The organism is Actinospica sp., from assembly GCF_035552695.1.
Lineage (GTDB): Bacteria > Actinomycetota > Actinomycetes > Streptomycetales > Catenulisporaceae > Actinospica.
Map to the genome: position 1 here is coordinate 1 of NZ_DASZKT010000139.1, position 20,436 is coordinate 20,436.

21 protein-coding genes are annotated in these 20,436 nt (G+C 71.5%); 15 read left to right on the forward strand and 6 right to left on the reverse strand.

Annotated elements, in window-relative coordinates:
- The 7 genes from VG296_RS17740 to VG296_RS17770 all read left to right on the forward strand — a co-directional run.
- Positions 1-309 (forward strand): phosphoadenosine phosphosulfate reductase family protein (locus VG296_RS17740; RefSeq protein WP_325566900.1); only part of this gene is annotated, 309 nt, incomplete at its 5' end.
- Between the two features lie 14 nt (positions 310-323).
- On the forward strand, positions 324-1,250 hold the full coding sequence (gene cysD, locus VG296_RS17745) for a sulfate adenylyltransferase subunit CysD (protein ID WP_325566902.1): 927 nt from the start codon (positions 324-326) through the stop codon (positions 1,248-1,250).
- A 2-nt stretch (positions 1,251-1,252) separates the two neighbouring features.
- Positions 1,253-2,554, forward strand: coding sequence for a sulfate adenylyltransferase subunit 1 (locus VG296_RS17750; protein ID WP_325566904.1), 1,302 nt, complete (start codon positions 1,253-1,255; stop codon positions 2,552-2,554).
- 155 nt (positions 2,555-2,709) lie between these two features.
- Entirely contained in the window at positions 2,710-3,807 is a 1,098-nt protein-coding gene (locus tag VG296_RS17755; protein ID WP_325566906.1) for an ABC transporter substrate-binding protein, read from the forward strand.
- Between the two features lie 28 nt (positions 3,808-3,835).
- Complete coding sequence (locus VG296_RS17760) at positions 3,836-4,636, forward strand: ABC transporter ATP-binding protein (protein WP_414641108.1); 801 nt, start codon at positions 3,836-3,838, stop codon at positions 4,634-4,636.
- Complete coding sequence (locus VG296_RS17765) at positions 4,623-5,522, forward strand: ABC transporter permease (protein ID WP_325566910.1); 900 nt, start codon at positions 4,623-4,625, stop codon at positions 5,520-5,522. The genes VG296_RS17760 and VG296_RS17765 overlap by 14 nt, the downstream gene beginning before the upstream one ends.
- Positions 5,523-5,586: 64 nt before the next feature.
- Positions 5,587-6,372 (forward strand): sirohydrochlorin chelatase, encoded by a 786-nt coding sequence (locus VG296_RS17770; protein WP_325566912.1) that lies wholly within the window; start codon positions 5,587-5,589, stop codon positions 6,370-6,372.
- A gap of 33 nt (positions 6,373-6,405) precedes the next feature.
- On the opposite strand, the gene VG296_RS17775 is transcribed toward VG296_RS17770, so the two are convergent.
- From VG296_RS17775 to zapE, 3 genes are all read right to left on the reverse strand, one after another.
- Positions 6,406-6,723 carry a hypothetical protein gene (locus VG296_RS17775; RefSeq protein ID WP_325566914.1) on the reverse strand — a complete coding sequence of 106 codons (318 nt, stop codon included), beginning with the start codon at positions 6,721-6,723 and terminating at the stop codon, positions 6,406-6,408.
- 131 nt (positions 6,724-6,854) lie between these two features.
- Positions 6,855-8,075: a PPK2 family polyphosphate kinase gene (locus VG296_RS17780; protein ID WP_325566916.1), complete on the reverse strand. Its 1,221-nt coding sequence runs from the start codon at positions 8,073-8,075 to the stop codon at positions 6,855-6,857.
- A gap of 100 nt (positions 8,076-8,175) precedes the next feature.
- The gene (gene zapE / locus VG296_RS17785) at positions 8,176-9,246 is read right to left on the reverse strand and encodes a cell division protein ZapE (protein ID WP_325566918.1); all 1,071 of its coding nucleotides are present in this window, start codon (positions 9,244-9,246) and stop codon (positions 8,176-8,178) included.
- A gap of 158 nt (positions 9,247-9,404) precedes the next feature.
- Between zapE and VG296_RS17790 the strand changes: the two genes are divergently transcribed.
- From VG296_RS17790 to VG296_RS17815, 6 genes are all read left to right on the forward strand, one after another.
- Positions 9,405-10,145, forward strand: a complete 741-nt coding sequence (locus tag VG296_RS17790) for a dihydrofolate reductase family protein (RefSeq protein WP_325566920.1) — start codon at positions 9,405-9,407, stop codon at positions 10,143-10,145.
- An 18-nt stretch (positions 10,146-10,163) separates the two neighbouring features.
- A complete protein-coding gene (gene msrB, locus VG296_RS17795) occupies positions 10,164-10,571 on the forward strand; it encodes a peptide-methionine (R)-S-oxide reductase MsrB (RefSeq protein WP_325566922.1) in 408 nt (135 codons plus the stop codon).
- 99 nt (positions 10,572-10,670) lie between these two features.
- Positions 10,671-11,375, forward strand: coding sequence for an urease subunit gamma (gene ureA, locus VG296_RS17800; RefSeq protein ID WP_325566924.1), 705 nt, complete (start codon positions 10,671-10,673; stop codon positions 11,373-11,375).
- Entirely contained in the window at positions 11,372-13,063 is a 1,692-nt protein-coding gene (locus VG296_RS17805) for an urease subunit alpha (RefSeq protein WP_325566926.1), read from the forward strand. The genes ureA and VG296_RS17805 overlap by 4 nt, the downstream gene beginning before the upstream one ends.
- Positions 13,064-13,080: 17 nt before the next feature.
- Positions 13,081-14,109: an agmatine deiminase family protein gene (locus VG296_RS17810; protein WP_325566928.1), complete on the forward strand. Its 1,029-nt coding sequence runs from the start codon at positions 13,081-13,083 to the stop codon at positions 14,107-14,109.
- Between the two features lie 234 nt (positions 14,110-14,343).
- A complete protein-coding gene (locus tag VG296_RS17815) occupies positions 14,344-14,979 on the forward strand; it encodes a hypothetical protein (RefSeq protein ID WP_325566930.1) in 636 nt (211 codons plus the stop codon).
- An 88-nt stretch (positions 14,980-15,067) separates the two neighbouring features.
- Here VG296_RS17815 and hemQ read toward each other — a convergent pair whose 3' ends face one another.
- The 3 genes from hemQ to hemE are packed head-to-tail and all read right to left on the reverse strand — an operon-like array spanning position 15,068 to position 18,293.
- Positions 15,068-15,805, reverse strand: a complete 738-nt coding sequence (gene hemQ, locus VG296_RS17820) for a hydrogen peroxide-dependent heme synthase (protein WP_325566932.1) — start codon at positions 15,803-15,805, stop codon at positions 15,068-15,070.
- A complete protein-coding gene (gene hemG / locus VG296_RS17825; RefSeq protein WP_325566934.1) occupies positions 15,802-17,232 on the reverse strand; it encodes a protoporphyrinogen oxidase in 1,431 nt (476 codons plus the stop codon). Before hemG ends, hemQ begins: the two co-directional genes overlap by 4 nt.
- A gap of 2 nt (positions 17,233-17,234) precedes the next feature.
- Positions 17,235-18,293, reverse strand: coding sequence for a uroporphyrinogen decarboxylase (hemE, locus tag VG296_RS17830; RefSeq protein WP_349259605.1), 1,059 nt, complete (start codon positions 18,291-18,293; stop codon positions 17,235-17,237).
- A 218-nt stretch (positions 18,294-18,511) separates the two neighbouring features.
- Between hemE and VG296_RS17835 the strand changes: the two genes are divergently transcribed.
- Positions 18,512-19,237 carry a DUF3000 domain-containing protein gene (locus tag VG296_RS17835; RefSeq protein WP_325566938.1) on the forward strand — a complete coding sequence of 242 codons (726 nt, stop codon included), beginning with the start codon at positions 18,512-18,514 and terminating at the stop codon, positions 19,235-19,237.
- A gap of 403 nt (positions 19,238-19,640) precedes the next feature.
- Complete coding sequence (locus tag VG296_RS17840; protein ID WP_325566940.1) at positions 19,641-20,366, forward strand: response regulator transcription factor; 726 nt, start codon at positions 19,641-19,643, stop codon at positions 20,364-20,366.
- The last annotated feature ends 70 nt before the right edge of the window (positions 20,367-20,436 follow it).

Genomic DNA, 20,436 nt, shown 5'->3' on the forward strand with positions numbered 1-20,436 from the left:
GGCCTCGCTCCGTACACCGCGTGGATCAACGGCATGCGCCGCGTCGACGCCCCCACCCGCAAGGACATCCGCGTCGTCGACTTCGACGCCAAGCGCGGCATGGTCAAAATCTCCCCGATCGCCGCCTGGACCGACGAGGACGTGGACACCTACATCGAGCAGCACGGAGTGCTGGTCAACCCGCTCTTCCAGGACGGATACACCTCGATCGGCTGCGCTCCCTGCACCCGGCGCGTCGCCCCCGGCGAGGATCCGCGCGCGGGGCGCTGGGCCGGATTCGCGAAGACCGAGTGCGGACTGCACACGTGACGAAGGAGACTGACATGACCATCGTGGAGACCTTCGAACCCAGCCCCCTTCGCCTGAGCCACCTGGACGCGCTCGAGTCGGAGGCGGTGCACATCTTCCGCGAGGCCGCGGCCGAGTTCGAGCGTCCGGTGCTGCTGTTCTCCGGCGGCAAGGACTCGATCGTGATGCTGCACCTGGCGATGAAGGCCTTCTGGCCCGCCAAGGTGCCCTTCGGCCTGCTGCACGTGGACACCGGCCACAACTTCCCCGAGGTGCTCGCCTACCGGGACCGCACCGTCGCCGAGCACGGGCTGCGGCTCGAGGTCGCGAAGGTGCAGGACTACATCGACGACGGCCGGCTCCGCGAGCGCCCGGACGGCACCCGCAATCCGCTGCAGACCGTGCCGCTGCTGGACGCGATCAACCAGCACCGATTCGATGCCGTGTTCGGCGGCGGTCGCCGCGACGAGGAGAAGGCCCGCGCGAAGGAGCGGGTCTTCTCGTTGCGGGACGAGTTCGGCCAGTGGGACCCGCGCAGGCAGCGCCCCGAGCTGTGGTCGCTCTACAACGGCAAGCACCGGCCCGGCGAGCACGTGCGCGTGTTCCCGCTGAGCAACTGGACCGAGCTGGACGTCTGGCAGTACATCGAGCAGGAGAAGATCGAGCTGCCGGGGATCTACTTCGCGCACCAGCGTGCGGTGTTCGGCCGCGGCGGGATGTGGCTGACGGCCGGCGAGTGGGGCGGCCCGAAGGACGGCGAGCCCGTCGAGCTGCGCAGCGTGCGCTACCGGACCGTGGGCGACATGTCCTGCACCGGCGCCGTCGACTCGACCGCCGCGACCCTGCAGGAGATCATCGCCGAGATCGCCGCCTCCACGCTGACCGAGCGCGGCGCGACCAGGGCCGACGACAAGCTCTCCGAGGCCGCCATGGAAGACCGCAAGCGCGAGGGGTATTTCTAAAGATGACCGCGATTCAGGTACCCCCGCTGGCACCCACCGGTACGCTGCTGCGCCTGGCCACGGCCGGGTCGGTCGACGACGGCAAGTCCACGCTCGTCGGCCGGCTGCTGCACGACACGAAGCAGGTCTTCGCCGACCAGCTCGACGCCGTGGAGCGCGTCTCCCGCGAGCGCGGCTTCGACGGCGCCGACCTGGCGCTGCTCACCGACGGCCTGCGGGCCGAACGCGAGCAGGGCATCACGATCGACGTCGCCTACCGCTACTTCGCGACCCCGAAGCGCCGGTTCATCCTCGCCGACACGCCCGGCCACGTGCAGTACACCCGCAACATGGTCACCGGCGCCTCGACCGCGCAGCTGGCCGTGGTGCTGGTGGACGCGCGGCACGGCGTGGTCGAGCAGACCAAGCGGCACGCGGCCGTCGCCGCGCTGCTGAAGGTGCCGCACGTGGTGCTCGCGGTGAACAAGATGGATCTGGTGGACTATCAGGAGTCGGTGTTCGCGCCGATCGCGGACGAGTTCGCCGCCTACACGCGCGCGCTGGGCGTGCCGGACGTGACCGCGATCCCGATCTCGGCGCTGGCCGGCGACAACGTGGTGGATCCGTCGAACCACATGGACTGGTACGCGGGCCCGACGCTGCTCGAGCACCTGGAGAACGTGGACGTGGACCACGATCCCCAGTTCTGCGCGGCGCGGCTCCCGGTGCAGTACGTGCTGCGGCCGCAGAGTGCCGAGTTCCGCGACTACCGCGGCTACGCGGGCCAGGTCACGGCCGGGGCGTTCCGTCCGGGCGACGAGGTGCTGGTGCTGCCCTCGGGCAAGCGCACCACGATCGCCGGGATCGACCGGCTCGGCGACGTGGACGTGGACGTGGCGTACGCGCCGCAGTCCGTCACGCTGCGGCTGGCCGACGAGGTGGACATCTCGCGCGGCGACGTCATCGTCGCGGCCGACCGCGCGCCGCGGGTGACGCAGGACGTGGTCGCCACCGTCTGCCACATCGCGGACCGGCCGCTGCGTGCCGGCGACCGGGTGCTGCTGCGGCACGGCACGGCGACCGTGAAGGCGATCGTCCGCTCGCTGGACTCGACGCTGAACCTGGAGACGCTGCGCCGCGACCCGGGTCCGCAGGCGCTGCACGCCAACGACATCGGCCAGGTCACGCTGCGCACCGCGGTCGCGCTGCCGCTCGACGACTACGCCGATCACCGGCGCACCGGCTCCTTCCTGCTGATCGACGACGCCGACGGGACGACGTTGACCGCGGGCATGGTGGGCGTGCCGCTTGGATCAGAGGACTGAGTAACAAGAATGTCAGCATTCGATTTCATTCTGGCCGGGATCTCCGGCGCGATCGAGCCGAAGGGTACTGGTCGGCTGAGCGGGTGTACCACCCGTACCGAAGCCACACCGGCGCCGCACCCTTCACTCCCCTTCGACTCCTCGCGAGGACATCCATGCCCAGAACCGGAAAGTTCCCCTTAGCGCCCCGCACTGTCGCCGCCCTCGCCGTCGGCGCGCTGACCCTCGCGGTCACCAGCGCGTGCGCACACGCGACAGCCGGCACCGGCTCCACCGCGACGAGCGCCTCCGGAACATCCTCCGGCACCCCGGCCTCCTCCCTGCGGCTCGGCTACTTCGCCAATGTCACCCACTCCACCGCGATCGCGGAGGTGGCGAACGGCACTCTGGCCAAGGACCTCGGCTCGACCTCCCTGAACACCACGATCTTCAACGCGGGACCGCAGGAGATGACCGCTCTGCTGTCCGGCCAGTTGGACGCCGCGTACGTCGGCCCGTCCTCGGCGCTCTCGGCCTGGACCAAGTCGAACAAGCAGGGCCTGACGATCGTCGCGGGCGCGGAGACCGGCGGCGCCGAACTCGTCGTCGACTCCTCCATCACCTCGGCCGCGCAGCTCAAGGGCACCACGATCGCCGACCCGCAGCTCGGCAACACGCAGGACGTGGCGCTGCGCTACTGGCTCAAGCAGCAGGGCTATTCGACCACCCTGCAGGGCGGCGGCGACGTCAGCGTGCAGCCGGAGGCGAACGCCACCACGCTGAGCCTGTTCGAGCAGGGCAAGATCCAGGGCGCGTGGGTGCCCGAGCCCTGGGCCTCGCGGCTGGTGGTCGAGGGCAAGGGCCACGTGCTGGTGGACGAGAAGTCACTGTGGCCGAGCGGCCAGTTCGCCACGACGAACCTGGTCGTGAACACCGCCTACCTGCAGGCGCACCCGCAGACGGTGGCCGAGCTGCTGGACTCGCAGATCGCCACGAACAAGTGGATCCTGGCGAACACCTCCGCCGCGCAGACGCTGATCAGCGGCGCCATCAAGAAGCTGACCGGCTCGACGATCAAGACCAGCGAGATCCAGCGTTCCTGGACCGAGGAGTCGGTGACCAACGACCCGCTGGTCTCCTCGCTGCAGACCTCGCTCGCCCATGCCGTCTCGGACGGCCTGCTCAAGAACACCCCGCTCACCGGGATCTTCGACCTGACGCTGCTCAACCAGGAGCTGACGAAGGCCGGCGAATCCTCAGTCCCCACCTCGTGACCAACCGACTCAGGAGACAAGGGCAGAAATGACTGTGACCGCGACCGTAGGCAACGCGCTCGAGGTAGAACCGGCATCCGTACGACTGACCGGCGTGACCAAGTCCTTCGGCAAGGGCGGCGTGCCGGTGCTGGACGGGATCGACCTGTCCGTGGCGCCCGGCGAGTTCGTCTGCCTGCTCGGCGCCTCCGGCTGCGGCAAGTCGACGCTGCTCAACCTGATCGCGGGCCTGGACCCGGCCAGCTCGGGCTCGATCGAGCTGCCGGGGACGGGCTCGCGGCCCGGGCACGCCGCGCTGATGTTCCAGGAGTCCGCGCTGTTCCCGTGGCTGACCGCGGGGCGCAACGTGGAGCTGGCGCTGAAGCTGCGCGGCGTGCGGGATCGGGACGAGCGGCGCGGCGAGGCGCAGCGGCTGCTCGGCCTGGTCCGGCTCGGCTCCGCGTACGACAAGCGGGTGCACGAGCTGTCCGGCGGCATGCGGCAGCGGGTCGCGCTGGCCCGTTCGCTGGCTCAGCAGGCTGATGTGCTGCTGATGGACGAGCCGTTCGCCGCGCTCGACGCCATCACCCGGGACGTGCTGCACGACGAGCTGGTCAAGCTCTGGTCGGAGACCGGTCTCACCGTCATCTTCGTGACGCACAACGTGCGCGAGGCCGCGCGCCTGGGCCAGCGCGTCATCCTGCTGTCCTCCCGTCCGGGCCGGATCGCCCGGGAATGGCGGGTGCAGATCCCGCAGCCGCGCCGGATCGAGGACGCCGCGGTGACCGCCCTGACCCGCGAGATCACCGCCGAGCTGCACAAGGAGATCAGCCGCCATGGCAACAACTGACGTCATCGAGGAGACCTCCCCCGAGCCCGAGGCCGAGTTCACCTCGCTCGAGGCCGGCCTGGACGCGCTGGAGTCCGCCGCCGAGGCGCGCAAACCGTGGTGGCGGCGCGTGTTCGTGGCGAAGATCCTGCCGCCGGTGGTGGCCGTCGTGGTGCTGCTGCTGATCTGGGACCTCCTGGTCCTCGCGCAGATCAAGCCCGCGTACGTGCTGCCCGGCCCGGCCGACGTGTGGGACGCGATCACCTCGAACTGGGGCACCTACCAGCTGACCCAGGCGATCTGGAACTCGGTCTCCCGCGGCGTGCTCGGCTTCGCGATCTCGGTGGTGGTCGGCACGGTGATCGGCATGTCGATCGCGCGCAATCCGTGGCTGCGCGCGGCGATCCAGCCGATCCTGTCCGGCCTGCAGTCGCTGCCCTCGGTGGCGTGGGTGCCGATCGGCATCATGTGGTTCGGCGTCACCAGCGGGACGATCTACACCGTGGTGCTGCTCGGCGCGATCCCGTCGGTGGCGATCGGCCTGATCGACGGCATCGACCAGATCCCGCCGATCTACACGCGGGTCGGCCGCAACCTCGGCGCGCGCGGCCTGAACGCGGCGCGGTACGTGCTGTTCCCGGCCGTGCTGCCCGGCTATGTCAGTGGCCTGAAGCAGGGCTGGGCGTTCTCCTGGCGGTCGCTGATGGCGGCCGAGCTGATCGCCGTGTCCCCGCATCTCGGCCCCGGCGTGGGCCAGGCGATGGCCGAGGCGGGCGACCAGAACGACATGTCGACGGCCTTCGGCGTGCTGATCATCATCCTGATCATCGGTATCGGCATCAACGCGCTGTTCTTCTCGCCGATCGAGCGGCGGCTGCTGCGCAGCCGGGGACTGGCCAGAGCGTGAGCGAGCTTGCGAGCGAACCATTGAGCACAGTTCTGTCGCGGTCGAGCATCGGCGAGATGTGCGCATGAGCCGACTGCTTCTCGTCGCCCACGGATCTCGGGACCCGCGTTACGCGGCGTCCTACGAGACGCTGTGCCTGAAGCTGCGTCAGCAGGGGCACGCCGCGCTGGTCGGGCACCTCGGGCTCTGCGGGCCCGACGTGGTCGAGTCCGCGCGGCTGCTGGCGCGCGAGGGCGGCGGCGAGCCGATCGTGGCCGTGCCGATGTTCCTGAACCACGGCTACCACGTGGCGCACGACGTGCCGGAGGTGGTCGCGCGGGCCGGCGCGGCCGTCTCGCACGCGCGGATCGTCGTCGCGGATCCCCTCGGCCCCGATCCGCTGCTCGTCGAGGCGATGGAGTCACGCCTTCGGGAGCTCGGGGTGTGGCCGGGGGATCCGGACACGGCGGTGGTGCTCGCCTCCGCCGGCACCTCGGACGCGGCGGCGCGCGGCGTGCTGGAGTCGGCGGCCGCCGAGTGGGCCCGCACCGGCTGGCACAGTGTCAGCCCCGCCTACGCGGGGGCCGCGGCTCCCGGCGCTGCCGAGGCGGTCGGCGCGGCCCGCGCGGCGGGCGCGCGGGACGTCGTGATCGCAAGCTACTTCCTCGCTCCCGGGCTGTTGGCCGACCGGGTCGCCACGGGGGCCCCGGGAATCCGGATGGCCGCTCCGTTCGCCACCCCGGCCGACGTGGATCCGGCGTTGACGCGGCTGCTGCTGCGCCGCGCCACCGCCGCGCTGGCTAAGGATCCGCATACGCGCGCAGGGCGCCCCCGCCCCGGGATCCGGAGCGGAAGCGCCCTGCGACGCTGATGCGGCGGCGAGGGCCCCTGCGGGCCCGCTTCCTCAGTGCTCGTCGTTCTCCGTCGCGACGTGCACGCCGTAGGCCTCGGGCTCGTTGGTGTAGTTCCAGCCCAGGGTGGTCGCGACCTGCGGCGGCAGCCAGCCGAGGCCGAGGACGTAGATCGGCAGACCGTGCACCGCGGCCATGCTCGCCTCGCCGGCACCGAGACCGACGTTGCCCAGGCCGGCGGACCAACCCTGCATGTCGGCGCTGAGCGGCGGCTCGCTCTGCGTGCCCGAGTCATCGGCCATCGCGGCGGCCGGAGCGAGGATCGGCAGGGCGACCGCCGCGGCGGCAGCCAGGCCCAGCATCTTCTTCATGGTTACTCCCTATGTCGCGGAACGCGTCTGCCAGGGAGAACGAGGCTGCGCCGCCGGGGTTGCCCTACTCGACCCGATCGGCGGAGTACTGCGATCATGCGTAAGTAACAGGAGAACCTTGGTCGCCGGTCTCAGGAGGCGAGCACCCGGGCCCGCTCCGCGGCGAGGTCGAAGTGGCCGGACGGGTACTGCGGATCGATCGACTCGAGCGCCTCGATCAGCAGCCGGAGCACGGCGTAGTTCCGGTACCACTTGCGGTCGGCCGGGATCACGTGCCAGGGCGCCGCCTCGGTGCCGCAGCGCTCCAGCGCGATCCGGTAGGCCTCCTGGAAGTCCGGCCACAGCAGCCGGTCGTCCACGTCCGTGGGGTTGTACTTCCAGTGCTTGTTCGGGTCCTCGAGCCGGGCCAGCAGCCGCTCGCGCTGCTCCTCGGGCGAGATGTGCAGGAAGCACTTCACGATCACGCAGCCTTCGTCGGCCAGGGACTGCTCGAAGCGGTTGATCGAGTTGTAGCGGCGGCCGATGTGCATCGGCAGCGCGAGCTTGCGGACCTTCGCGACGAGCACGTCCTCGTACTGCGAGCGGTCGAAGATGCCGATCTGCCCGGCCTCCGGGACGTTGTTGCGCACCCGCCAGAGGAAGTCGTGCTCCAGCTCCTCCGCCGTGGGCGCCTTGAAGGCCTTGAGGCGGGTGCCGTTGGGGTCGAGCAGGCTGACGACGTGGCGCACCGTCCCGCCCTTGCCCGAGGTGTCCATGCCCTGCAGCACGAGCAGCACGCGACGCGGCGAAGCCCCGCCGACGGCCGCGGCGTAGAGCCGCTCCTGCAGCTCGGCCACGCGGGCGGCGAGCGCCGGGAGCTGTGCCTCGACCTGCGCCCGGTTTCCGACGCCGGGCGTGCCGCGCGTGTCGAGCGCGCCGAGGTCCACGGGGGCGCCGGGCTTGAGCCTGAGCACCTCGGTGAGGCCGGCCTCGGGGATGCCGGAGTCGACGGCGGCGGCCTCGGCGGCGACGATCTGCGCGGCGACCTTCTCCACGAGTTCCTTGGCCTGCTCTGGCGCGAGCTCGGTGTCCTCGACCTTGAGCACGGCCTTCGCCGTGGCCTTGGCGGCCTGGTACTCCTCCTGGGCCCGGCGCGCCTCGGCCTCGAAGTCCTTGGCACGCTTCGCGGCGGACTTGGCGGTGGCCTTGGTGGCCTCGACCGCCTTGTCGGCCTTGGCGCGGACGACCTTCTTGAGGTCCTTGGTGCGCGCCTTGTCGCCCTTCGCGGCCTGCTCGAGCTTCTCGGCCTTCACGTCTTCCTTGGCCTGCTTCTCCTGCTTGGCCTGCTTCTTACCCTGCTTCGCTTGCGCCATGAGGCGGATTCTCCCATGCCAGCGCGTACTGCGCACCATCGAGTCGTGACGAGTTCACCTGCTGGAAGAGTCAGGTTCACCGCACGTTCACCAACGGTTTTCAGCCCTGCACGACCAGGGCCGCACCCGCCTTCGTCAGCGAGATCAGCCGGCTGACGGCACGCAGGTACTTCTTGCGATACCCGCCGCCGAGCAGTTCAGGCCGGAACAGCCGGTCGGCGGCGACGCCGGAGGCGAGCACCGGGACGGAACGGTCGTAGAGACGGTCGACGAACACCACGAAGCGCAGCGCGGCGTTCTGGTCCTCGATCGGCCGCATGCCGAGCAGCCCGAGCGAGTCGACGCCGTCGAGCAGCGCTCCGTAGCGGCTCGGATGAAGGGTACTGAGATGGGTCACCAGCGCGTCGAAGTCGTCGACGAAGCGGCCGGAGCCCTCGAGACCGGCGTAGCCGTGGATCGCCGCGTCCGACAGCGGATCCGGCGCGGTGGCGCCGTCGCGCCGCCGGTAGTCCTGGCCCTCGATGCGCACCGCGGTGAAGCGCGCGGCCAGCCCCTGGATCTCGCGCAGGAAGTCGGCGGCGGCGAACCGGCCCTCGCCGAGCTGGTCGGGCAGCGTGTTCGAGGTCGCGGCCAGCTGCACGCCGGCCTCGGCGAGCCGGGTGAGCAACGTGGAGACGAGCACCGTGTCGCCCGGGTCGTCGAGTTCGAACTCGTCGATGCAGACCAGCCGCTGGGTGGCCAGGTGCGCGACCGTGGGCCCGAAACCGAGCGCCCCCACCAGGTTCGTGTACTCGACGAAGGTGCCGTAGACCTTCGGCCCCTCGGTCTCGTGCCAGAGCGAGGCGAGCAGGTGCGTCTTGCCGACGCCGTAGCCGCCGTCGAGGTAGACGCCGCGCCCCTCGGAGCCGGCGGACCCCGAACGGCGCAGCAGCCCCCGTATGCCGGACTTGCCGTTGCCCGAACCGGATCGCGCGGACCACGCGCGGGCCCGCTCGGCCAGCAGGTCGCGGGCGGCGCTCTGGCTGGGCTCGGCGGGGTCCGGTATGTAGGTGTCGAAGCGCGCGTGCGCGAACCGCGGCGGCGGCACGAGCTCCCCGATCAGCCGATCGGCGGAGACGGCGGGACGGCGCCCGGTGAGGGAGTTCGCGTAGCCGCGCTCGGCGATCGTCACATGATCAATTTTATCCGGCGCGGAATGTGATCATGGCAGGTAGCCGCGTGAGCTGCAGCACAGTGCCACGTGAGCTGCCTCACTCTCCCGACCGCGCTTGCCCGGAAGGCCGCGCGAGCTGCCGCTGTACTCCTCGTTCCACACCTACGATGCGGTGTATGCGGCAACTGATCCCCGAGCCCCCCAGATCCGGCGAGCCGGAGCTGTCCACCGTCTACGCGTATCCGCGAAACGCGCGGCGTTGGCTCCGAGCCAACCTCGTCGCCTCGGTGGACGGCCTGGCGCAGGCGGACGGCGCCTCGCGCGGCCTGTCCGGACCGGCGGATCTGCGGGTGCTGCGGACGCTGCGCGGCCTGGCCGACGTGGTGCTCGTCGGCGGGGCCACCGTGCGTACCGAGGGCTATCGGCGGCCCGTCGTCGCCCGCGAGGAGTTCGCCGCGGCCCGAGCACGGGACGGACAGCCGCCCGCGGCCGCGATCGCCGTGGTCAGCGCGTCGCTCGAGGTGGATTTCGACTCGCCGCTCTACACCGAGGCCGTCACCCCGACCATCACAGTGACCGTCGCCGACGCGCCGGCGGACCGGCTGGAGCGGGCCCGCGCGGCGGGCGAGGTGCTGATCGCCGGTCCGCACGGCCGGGTGGACCTGGCCGAGGCGGTGGACCGGCTCGTGGACAGCGGGCGTGGTCGGCTGCTGTGCGAGGGCGGGCCGAAGCTGCTGGCCGCCGTAGCCGCCGTCGGCCGGTTGGACGAGCTTTGCCTGTCCATCTCTCCGCAGCTCAGGGCGGGTGACGGGCTGCGGCTGCTGGACGGCCCGCAGTTCCCGGCGCCGATCGGGCTGAGCCTGCATACCTTACTGACCGATGACGGCTTCCTGTTCGCGCGCTACCTCATCACGTAAGTCACGTAACCTCGAAGCATGGGATACGAAGTAGCGAAGACCGAGGACGAGTGGCACGCGCAACTCTCCCCGGCGGAGTACCGGGTGCTGCGGAAGGCGGGCACCGAAGCCGCGTACAAGGGCGAGTACACGGACACCGAGACAGAGGGCGTATACCACTGCCGGGCCTGCGGCAATGAGCTGTTCCGCTCGACCGAGAAGTTCCACTCGCACTGCGGCTGGCCGTCGTTCTTCGACCCGGCGGACAGCGACGCCGTGGAGCTGATCCAGGACAGCACGCTCGGCATGGTGCGCACGGAGGTCCGCTGCGCCAAGTGCGGCTCGCACCTCGGCCACGTCTTCGCGGGCGAGGGCTACCCGACGCCGACCGACCAGCGCTACTGCATCAACTCGATCTCGCTGACGCTGGAGCCGCGCGGGGCGTAGCCGCGGGGAAACGGGCTGGCAGCCGGATGGCCGGATCGGTTACGGCTTGCACGGCTCCGTTCGCTGCCGGCGCGGTGCGCGCTGTGGTGGACTGGCCTCATGCGACTGACTCCGACCGAGCGGGACCGGCTGCTGATCTTCACCGCGGCCGAGCTCGCCCGCGCGCGCCGCGCCCGCGGCCTGCGGCTGAACGTGCCCGAGGCGGTGGCGCTGATCGCCGACACGGTGTGCGAGGCGGCGCGGGACGGAGCACGGCTCGCGGACGCGGTCGTGGCCGGACGCGAGGTGCTCGGGCCGCGGGACGTGCTGCCGGGCGTCGCCGCGATCGTCACCGAGGTGCAGGTCGAGGCGGTCTTCCAGGACGGCACCCGGCTCGCGGTGATCTCGGACCCGATCGGCAGCGACGAGCCGTCGTCCGGGCCGGGCGCGATCCTGCCGCGCGACGAGTCTCAATACCCTGCGGATGCTCCGCGCGACACGGTCTCCGTGGACGTCGTCAACACCGCCTCCGTCCCCATCTCCGTCACCTCGCACTTCCACTTCTTCGAGGCGAACCCGCGGCTGCGCTTCGACCGGTCCGCGGCGTACGGGCGTCATCTCGGCGTACCCGCGGGATCCTCGGTGCGCTTCGATCCGGGCGCGACCGTGCGGGTCGAACTGGTGCCGATCGGCGGGGACCGGGTGGCGATCGGGTTCGCCGGACTGGTCGACGGGTCCTTGGACGAGCCCGGCGCCAAGGAGCGCGCGCTCGCGAAAGCCGCCGCGTGCGGCTACCTGAGCACCGAGACGGAGGCCGGACGATGACCTTCGAGGCCGAACAGTACGTCTCCGTGCACGGCCCGCGCGTCGGCGACCGCGTCGCGCTCGGTGACAGCGGCCTGCTGGCCCAGGTCGAGTTCGACTCGCAGCGCCCCGGCGACGAATTCCTCGCGGGCTTCGGCAAGACGGCGCGCGACGGACTGCACCTGAAGGCCGCGTCCGTCCGCGCCACCTGCGACCTGGTCATCAGCAACGTGCTGGTGATCGACCCGGTGCTCGGCATCGGCAAGACCTCGATCGGCATCCGGGACGGCCGGATCCACGCGATGGGGCGCGCCGGGAACCCGGACACCGTGTCAGGCATCGAAGTCGTCGTCGGAACCGGGACGACGATCGTGTCGGGCGAGGGCATGATCGCCACGGCCGGGGCCATCGACACGCACGTGCACCTGCTCTCGCCGCGCATCATGGAGGCCTCGCTCGCCTCCGGCGTGACCACGATCATCGGCCAGGAGTTCGGCCCGGTCTGGGGTGTCGGGGTGAACTCGCCGTGGGCGCTGCGGCACGCGTTCAACGCCTTCGACGCCTGGCCGGTGAACATCGGCTTCCTGGCCCGCGGATCGTCATCGAACGCTGATCCGCTGGTCGAGGCGCTGGTCGAGGGCGGGGCGAGCGGCCTCAAGGTACATGAGGACATGGGTGCGCACGCCAGGGCCCTGGACACCGCGCTGCGCGTCGCCGAGGAGTACGACGTGCAGGTCGCGCTGCACACGGACGGCCTGAACGAGTGCCTGTCCGTGGAGGACACCCTCGCGGTGCTCGAGGGCCGCACGATCCACGCCTTCCACATCGAGGGCTGCGGCGGCGGCCACGTGCCGAACGTGCTGCGGCTGGCCGGCGTGCCCAACGTGATCGGCTCCTCCACGAACCCGACGCTGCCCTTCGGCCGGGACGCGCTCGGCGAGCACTTCGGCATGATCGTCTCGGCCCACGACCTGAAGCCCGATCTGCCCGGCGACGCCGCGATGGCCAGGGACCGGATCCGCGCGGGCACGATGGGCGCGGAGGACGTGCTGCACGACCTCGGCGTCATCCCGATCACCTCGTCGGACGCGCAGGGCATGGGCCGCGCCGGGGAGACCGTTCGCCGCACCTTCGCCGTCGCCGCCAAGATGAAGGCCGAGCTCGGCGGGCTCGACGGCACGCAACTCGGCGCGCACGACAACGAGCGGATTCTGCGCTACATCGCGAAGCTGACGATCAATCCGGCGATCGCGCACGGCCTGGCGCACGAGATCGGCTCGCTGGAGGTCGGCAAACTGGCGGATGTGGTCCTGTGGCGGCCCGGATACTTCGGCGCGAAGCCGCAACTGGTGCTGAAGGCCGGATTCCCGGCGTACGGCGTCGTCGGCGACCCGAACGCGGCGACGGACCGGTGCGAGCCGCTGGTGCTCGGCCCGCAGTTCGGGGCGCACGGTGCGACGGCGGCGGACCTGTCGGTGGCCTTCGTCTCCGGTTCGGCCGCCGAGTCCGAATCCGACCGCTTCCCCTCGCGCCGCCGCCGCGTCGCGGTGCGCGGCACCCGGGGCATCGGCCCGGCCTCGATGGTGCGCAACGCGCGGCTCGGGCTCGTCGAGGTGGCCCCGGCGACCGGCCGGGTCACCCTGGACGGCGAGCCGGTCACCTCTCCCCCGGCCGAGTCCGTGCCGCTCTCCCGCCTGTACTTCCTGTAACCGAGGAGCCCCCCACCATGCCCACCCCCGCAGAGCTCGGATTCGCGATGCCCGCCGAGTGGTCGCCGCACGAGCGCACCTGGATGGCCTGGCCCACGGAGGGATACACACTCGGCGAGGATCCAACGGACGCGTACCGCGCCTGGTCTCAGGTCGCGAACACGATCGCGCGGTACGAGCCGGTGACGATGGTGGTGGACCCCGCGGCACGCGCGTCCGCGACCGAGTGGCTCGACCCGGCCGTGACCAAGGTCGAACGCCCGCTGAACGACGCCTGGATGCGCGACATCGGCCCGACCTTCCTGGTGAACAACGGCGAACTGGCGGCCGCCGACTGGATCTTCAACGGCTGGGGCGCGCAGTCCTGGGCGCAGTGGGACAAGGACGCCGAGATCGCCGGGTCGGTCGGCGAGCTGGCCGGGGCCCGGCGCTTCGCCTCCCGGCTGGTCAACGAGGGCGGCGGCATCCACGTGGACGGCGAGGGCACGGTACTGATCACCGAGACCGTGCAGCTCGACCCGGGCCGCAACCCGGAGTGGACCAGGCAAGGGGTCGAAGCCGAACTGTCGGCGTTCCTCGGCGTACGCAAGGTCATCTGGCTGCCGCGCGGCCTGACCCGCGACTACGGCGAGTTCGGCACGCGCGGGCACGTGGACATCGTGGCGGCATTCGTCCGTCCCGGCGTGGTCGTCGTGCACACGCAGCCCGACCCCGCGCACCCGGACCACGAGGTGGGCAAGGAGAACGCCGCCCTGCTGCGCGCGTCCACCGACGCCCGCGGACGTGCGCTGGAGGTGGTCGAACTGCCCGCGCCGACCGTGCTGACCGAGGCGGACGGCGAGCCGGTGGACTACTCGTACATCAACCACTACCTCGGCAACGGCTTCGCCCTGCTCTGCGGCTTCGACGACCCGCGCGACCGGCAGGCCGCGGAGATCCTCGGCACGCTGCTGCCCGGCCGCAAGATCGAGGTCGTCGACGCCCGCCCGATCTTCGAGCGCGGCGGCGGCATCCACTGCATCACGCAGCAGCAGCCCGCCGTCTGACCGGGGCTAAGTTGTCGGAAACAACAAGCATTGAATAAGACGACACATATTCCTGACAACCGGCCGTGAATATGTGTTCGATGCCCTTCTGTGCACGAAGGGAAATAACACCGAAAATATGGCCCGTGTTCGCTACCGGCCGGTAGACACGCGAGTAGCCCGCAGTAGACTCACGGCCGAGCCGGCTCACCTCCCATGGAAACCCACAAATCCAATACGAGGTGCGATACAGCCATGTCCCCTTCCCTCTCCCCCGCGCGGCGGCCGCTGGCCGTCGCCCTCCTCGCCGCCCTGACCGCGTTCGGCGTCGCCTCGACCGCCAGCGCGGCCACCGGGGTCACCTACGACTGCCAGGCCAGCGCGGTCGGCCAGACCGGCACGTTCACGGTCAGCGCCTCGGTCACCGCCTCCGCGCCCAGCACGGTCGCGGCCGACTCCGCCCTGACCATCACCGAGTCCGTTGGCTCGATCACCGTTCCCACCAGCGCCAGCGGATACACCGTCAAGTCGATCAACGGCATCAAGCTCGAGGTTCCGGTGCCCGCGAACTCCACCTACGACTCGGCCTCGCTCGCCGGCGGCAGCAACTACGGCTCCGGCACCCCGAGCGTCTCCGAGGCCTCCGGCGAGATCACCATCTCCATACCGGGCCCGATCAACGCCGGCACCACGTTCACCCTGCCGACGCTCACGCTCAACCTGACCTCGGGCTCGTCCGGCACCATCACCAGCTCGCTGTCGGGCACCAGCTACAGCAGCCCCGGCCTGACCTTCACCGCCGTCATCTCGGTGCTCGGCCTCAGCGTCAACGCCAGCGCGGTGGGCTACCCATCCACCACGCCGTCGCTGACCAGCACCACCATCGGCTGAAAGTAGGCTGAATTCGCAGGTTGATTAAACAGCGGGCGTCCGCGAAGTCGCGGACGCCCGTTGAAAACCCTGCGAATATGGATCCCGGCTACGGCAGAACTCTGACGATTTCGCCGAGCGTCTTGCGGCGGCCGGTGTAGAACGGGATCTCGACGCGCACGTGGCGCCGGGTCTCGGAGCCGCGCAGGTGCCGCATCAGGTCCACGATGCGGTGCAGGTCGTCGGCCTCGAAGCAGAGCAGCCACTCGTAGTCGCCGAGCGCGAAGGACGGCACGGTGTTGGCACGCACGTCCGGGTAGTCGCGGGACATCTTGCCGTGCTCGGCGAGCAGCGCGCGGCGCTCCTCGTCCGGGAGCAGGTACCACTCGTAGGAGCGTACGAAGGGGTAGACGCAGGCCCAGTCGCGGGCGGCCTCGCCGGCCAGGTACGCGGGGATGTGGCTCTTGTTGAACTCCGCGGGGCGGTGCAGCGCCATGCCGGTCCAGGTCGGCTCGCAGCACTGGCCGAGCAGGGTCTTGCGGAACGAGGAGTAGAGCTCCTGCAGCGCCTCGGCGGACGGGGCGTGCGCCCAGAGCATCAGGTCGGCGTCGGCGCGCATGCCGGCGGTGTCGTAGGCGCCGCGGACGACGACGTCCAGGTCGGCGGCGAGCTTGGTGAACAGCTGCTCGACCTCCTCGGCGTAGCCCGCGCGCAGGCCCTCGTCCTCGGGGAGCTCGGCGACCGCCTTGAAGACCGACCAGCTGGTGTAGCGGATCTCCTCGTTCAGCTCGCGCGCCTTGCGGCTCACGGGCCTGTCTTGAGCCTCGGTGCCCGCGGTGTCCGTCATTTCTCCTCGTTCCCTTCGATCAGCGTGCTTACAGCGGTGCCGGCGGAGGCGATGCAGGCCGGGATGCCCACGCCGTCGTACGCGGCGCCGGCCACGGCGAGGCCGGGCGGCAGCGCGGCGCGGATCCGGGCGACCCGGTCGAGGTGGCCCACCGCGTACTGCGGCAGCGCGTCCGTCCAGCGCTGCACGTGCCGGTCCACCGGGGCGGAGCTCAGCCCGATCGCGTCGCCGAGGTCGACGAGCGCGGCCTTGGCCAGTTCCTCGTCCGCGCGCTCCAGGATCTCGGTCTCGCCGGCCCGGCCGAGCGAGGTGCGCATGACGACCAGGTCGCCCGCGCTGTGCGCGAGCCAGGGCCACTTGACGCTGGAGAAGGTCGCGGCCTTGATCGCGCGGCCGTCCGCCGGGGGCACCAGGAAGCCGGAGCCGAGCGGCACGTCCGCCAGGGCACTGCGATGGAAGGCGAAGGTCGTGATCGCCATCGAGGCGTACTCGATCTCCGCCAGCTCGGCGGCGGCGGAGGGCGCGTGCTCGGTCAGCAGGTCGCGGGCGACATAGGCCGGAACGGCGAGCACCACGGCCTCGCAGTCCTCGAACGATCCGTCGGAAAGCTCGGCGCGCCAGCCGGTCCCGGTCCGTCGCAGAGCCCGAACGGCTATGTCAGTACGCAGATCGGCGCCGCGCTCGGCGACCTCGGTCGCGATCGCGGCGGGCAGCCGTCCCACGCCGCCGCGGATCCCGGCGAACACCGGCTTCGGCGCCTCGCCGGTGGCCGACGCGGCGGCCGCGCCCTTGGCGAGCAGGTCGCGCACGCCGGTGGTCAGCGGGGTCCCGGCCGCGGCCAGCGGGGCGAGCTGCGGGACGGTGGCGCGCAGCGAGAGCTTGTCGGCGTGGCCCGCGTAGACGCCGCCGAGCAGCGGTTCGACGAGCCGTTCCACGACCTCGCGGCCGAGGCGGCGCCCGATGTACTCGCCCACCGCCACGTCCTCGGTGACCGGGGTCTTCGGCATCACCCGGTCGGCCTGCACGCGGGCCAGGCCGCGGGAGCCGAGCACGCCGCTGGCGCTCAGGGCTCGAAGATCCCCGGGGACGCCCATCAGCTGGCCGGCGGGCAGCGGGTGCAGTTCGCCGCGGCTCCAGATCCCGGCGGCGGTGGTGGCCGGGTGCACGACGTCGTCCGCGAGCCCGACCGCCTTGGCCATCGCCACGCCCTCGGGCCGCCGGGCCAGGATCGACTCGGCGCCGAGGTCCACGGTGGCCCCGGCGACGTGCCCGAGGACGAGCTTGCCGCCGTAGCCGGGCGAGGCCTCGAGCAGGGTGACGGCGAGACCGGCGTCCAGCCCGGCCCGCGCCGCGGCGAGCCCGGAGACGCCGCCGCCGACGACGAGCAGCCGTCGCGGGGCGGCAGTGGGGGGCGTCGTGGACGGCACGGTCAGCTCCGGGCGGTGTGTTCGTGCACGTAGTCGACGACCCGGGCCAGCTGTCCCGGATCGGCGTTGGGCGGGACCCCGTGGCCGAGGTTGAAGACGTGTCCCGGCAGTTCGGCGGCGTCGTCAAGCACCCGCTGCACCGCGGCGTCGAGCGCGGCGGGCGGGGCGAACAGCACCGCCGGGTCGAGGTTGCCCTGGAGGGCCTTGTCCGGCCCGACGCGGCGCGCGGCCTCGTCCAGCGGAACCCGCCAGTCGACGCCGACCACGTCGGCCCCGGCTTCGCCCAGGTCGCGCAGCAGCTCGCCGGTGCCGACGCCGAAGTGGATGCGCGGCACGCCGCGGGAGGCTACGGCGGCGAAGACCTTGGCGGAGGTGGGCTGCACGTACTTCCGGTAGTCGACCGGGGCGACCGCGCCGACCCAGGAGTCGAACAGCTGGACCGCGGAGGCGCCCGCGTCGATCTGGGTGAGCAGGAAGGCCGAGGTGATGTCGGCGATCCGGTCGAGCAGCGCGGTGAACAGCTGCGGGTCGCCGTACATCATGGCCTTGGTGAGCTCGTGGCCCTTCGAGGGGCCGCCCTCGATCAGGTAGCTGGCGAGCGTGAAGGGCGCGCCGCCGAAGCCGATCAGCGGGGTGGCGCCGAGTTCGGCGGTGAGCAGCTTGACCGCGGCGGCGATCGGCGCGAGCTCGTCCGGCTCGGGCGCGCGCAGCCGGTCGAGGTCGGCCGCGGAGCGGACCGGCTCGGCGATGACCGGGCCGACGCCCGGCTTGATCTCCAGGTCGAGCCCCATCGCCTTGAGCGGCGTCACGATGTCGCTGAAGAAGACGGCCGCGTCCACGCCGTAGCGCCGCACCGGCTGCATGGTGATCTCGGCGACGAGTTCCGGCATGAAGCAGGATTCGAGCATCGGAATGCCCTCGCGGACCTTCTTGTACTCGGGCAGCGAACGGCCGGCCTGGCGCATGAACCAGACGGGCGTGTGCGGGACGGGTTCTCGGCGGCAGGCGCGGAGGAACGCGGAGTCCGCCGCCGGGGATGTGCTGCCGGTCGCGTCCGGCACGGCCTGCCGGGGGCTTTCGGTCTGCGCGTGCTGCGTGCTGCTCACGAAATGCACGATACCCGCGTCGGGTGAAGCGCTCGTACTCGGGCGGCGGCCGCGGCAGGCAACGGCACACTCCCCGGACCATTTTCATTATGTGAGGACCGTCACAGGTCACTTCACGGTCCGTAGGGCGCGCCTACCCGCCGAGCCTCAGTCCCCGGTCGTACGCTGCGACCATGGCGCAGCACCCACACCCCCTGACCCCGCACCGCGCACCGGTCTCCCAGTCGCCCCTGGACTCGGGCAACGGGACCGCGCTGCCCGAGGTCTTCGCGGCGGCGGTCGGCGGCATCGGCGCGCTGCGGCCGAGACCGGGCCTGGAGTTCGAGCCGCTGCCGGCGCCGCGCCGGCTCGCGTCCCACAGCCACGCCCTGTCGGTGACCGCCGTGCAGCCGGGCGACGAGGACGAGGCGGAACTCGGCTCCGGCCGCTTCGTGCTGCTGTACGAACCCGAGGGGCACGAGGAGTGGCACGGCAGCTGGCGCTGTGTCACCTTCCTGCAGGCGGACCTCGAGCCGGAGATCGCCGAGGACCCGCTCGTCGCGGACGTCACCTGGTCCTGGCTGCGCGAGGCGCTGTCCGGCCTGAACCACACGGCGCTCGGCGGCACCGTGTCCCGCTGCGCCTCCTCGGGCTTCGGCGAGCTGGCGGACCAGGGCACCAGCACCTCCGTGGAGCTGCGCGCCTCCTGGTCCCCGCTGCCCCCGCTCGACGAGGACGCCCCCGGCGGGCCCGCCGCGCAGCGCGCCGCGGCCGCCGCCGGACTCACCCGGTGGACCGCGGCGGAGGCCTGCTCGGGGCTGGCCGCGCACTTCGCGGCCTGGACCGAGTGCCTGGCCACCGCGGTCGGCCTGCCGCCGGAGCTGGCCGGCGTGGCCCGGCTGCCGCGCATCGGCGGTTGAGGCCGCGCTCCCCGGGGCCCCGTCGCGGCGGTCGGGCCCGACAGAGCGAACCCCTGGACATCCGGTCATTCGACCACCGGATGTCTATTGAGCCAAACGGGCGTACATCCAGAATTGGTTAGCGTCCGGTCACGCTGGGTATGAAGCCTACCCACACGGCGGATTCAGCAGCCCGGATCGGGTCGCGACGGACGAATCCGCTACTGCGTCCGGGTGAGGACCCTACGGTGGCGTCTCGCCCGGACGGCGGAGGCGTACGGCCGTTCGCCGGTCGGCTCACGCTAAAGGTCGCCCCCCACATTGCCGATTCCTTCCCCGGAAGGGCTAGAGACAGGCCCTTTCGTCCGGCCGGCCCCTCCACCCTCGCCGACCGGTCCAACCCTCCACCTCCAGGGAGGTTCGGGTGTCCGTCCTCGTCGACCATGCCGCGAGCATGCTGGCTTACCGGCCGGCCAAGCTGACCGCGATGGTAGTTGTGCACGATCCGCGCGTGCGCACCTCCGTGACCCGCCATCTGTGGGCACTCGGAGTGCGCGATGTGGTGGAAGCATCCACCATCGCCGAGGCGCGCAGCCGAATGGCCACGGTACGCGACATCGCCGTCGTGGACGTGCACCTGCCGGACGGCCCCGGGCTGGCGTTGCTGGCGGAGATGCGCACGGCCGGATGGAACAGCGCGGTCGCGATCTCCACCGCCGACGACACCAACGCGGTGCGCGCGGCCCTCGCCTCGGGCGTGCGCGGCTACGTCGTCACCGGCGCACGCACGCTGCCGCAGGCCCGCCCCGGACTCAACGGGATGAACGGCGCCGGCGCGCTCGGCCACGGCCCGGCCCAGCTGCGCGAACGCCGGCTCGCCGCGATGTCCGGCCAGGCCGGCACGATGGCGGCGCTCGCCCAGGGCTCTATCCCGAACACCATGAACGCCGGCGTGCGCGAACTGTCCGCGCGCGAGATCGAGGTGCTGCGGCTGGTCGCCGACGGCCGCTCGAACAAGGCGATCGGGCAGACGATGGGCCTGAGCGCGCTGACCGTGAAGAGCCACCTCGCCCGCATCGCCCGCAAGCTCGGCACCGGCGACCGGGCCGGCATGGTCGCGGTGGCCATGCGCGGCGGGATCATCGCCTGAGCCTGATCCACGGAACGCCCCGCGGCGCGCCGCGGGGCGTTCGTGTGACTAACCACCTCTGCGGGTGAAC

Bases quoted from the DNA above. Each gene is read 5' to 3' on its own strand.
- cysD (WP_325566902.1), top strand. From the start codon at position 324: ATGACCATCGTGGAGACCTTCGAACCCAGCCCCCTTCGCCTGAGCCAC.
- VG296_RS17750 (WP_325566904.1), top strand. From the start codon at position 1,253: ATGACCGCGATTCAGGTACCCCCGCTGGCACCCACCGGTACGCTGCTG.
- VG296_RS17755 (WP_325566906.1), top strand. From the start codon at position 2,710: ATGCCCAGAACCGGAAAGTTCCCCTTAGCGCCCCGCACTGTCGCCGCC.
- VG296_RS17760 (WP_414641108.1), top strand. From the start codon at position 3,836: ATGACTGTGACCGCGACCGTAGGCAACGCGCTCGAGGTAGAACCGGCA.
- VG296_RS17765 (WP_325566910.1), top strand. From the start codon at position 4,623: ATGGCAACAACTGACGTCATCGAGGAGACCTCCCCCGAGCCCGAGGCC.
- VG296_RS17770 (WP_325566912.1), top strand. From the start codon at position 5,587: ATGAGCCGACTGCTTCTCGTCGCCCACGGATCTCGGGACCCGCGTTAC.
- VG296_RS17775 (WP_325566914.1), bottom strand. From the start codon at position 6,723: ATGAAGAAGATGCTGGGCCTGGCTGCCGCCGCGGCGGTCGCCCTGCCG.
- VG296_RS17780 (WP_325566916.1), bottom strand. From the start codon at position 8,075: ATGGCGCAAGCGAAGCAGGGTAAGAAGCAGGCCAAGCAGGAGAAGCAG.
- VG296_RS17790 (WP_325566920.1), top strand. From the start codon at position 9,405: ATGCGGCAACTGATCCCCGAGCCCCCCAGATCCGGCGAGCCGGAGCTG.
- msrB (WP_325566922.1), top strand. From the start codon at position 10,164: ATGGGATACGAAGTAGCGAAGACCGAGGACGAGTGGCACGCGCAACTC.
- ureA (WP_325566924.1), top strand. From the start codon at position 10,671: ATGCGACTGACTCCGACCGAGCGGGACCGGCTGCTGATCTTCACCGCG.
- VG296_RS17805 (WP_325566926.1), top strand. From the start codon at position 11,372: ATGACCTTCGAGGCCGAACAGTACGTCTCCGTGCACGGCCCGCGCGTC.
- VG296_RS17810 (WP_325566928.1), top strand. From the start codon at position 13,081: ATGCCCACCCCCGCAGAGCTCGGATTCGCGATGCCCGCCGAGTGGTCG.
- VG296_RS17815 (WP_325566930.1), top strand. From the start codon at position 14,344: ATGTCCCCTTCCCTCTCCCCCGCGCGGCGGCCGCTGGCCGTCGCCCTC.
- hemQ (WP_325566932.1), bottom strand. From the start codon at position 15,805: ATGACGGACACCGCGGGCACCGAGGCTCAAGACAGGCCCGTGAGCCGC.
- VG296_RS17835 (WP_325566938.1), top strand. From the start codon at position 18,512: ATGGCGCAGCACCCACACCCCCTGACCCCGCACCGCGCACCGGTCTCC.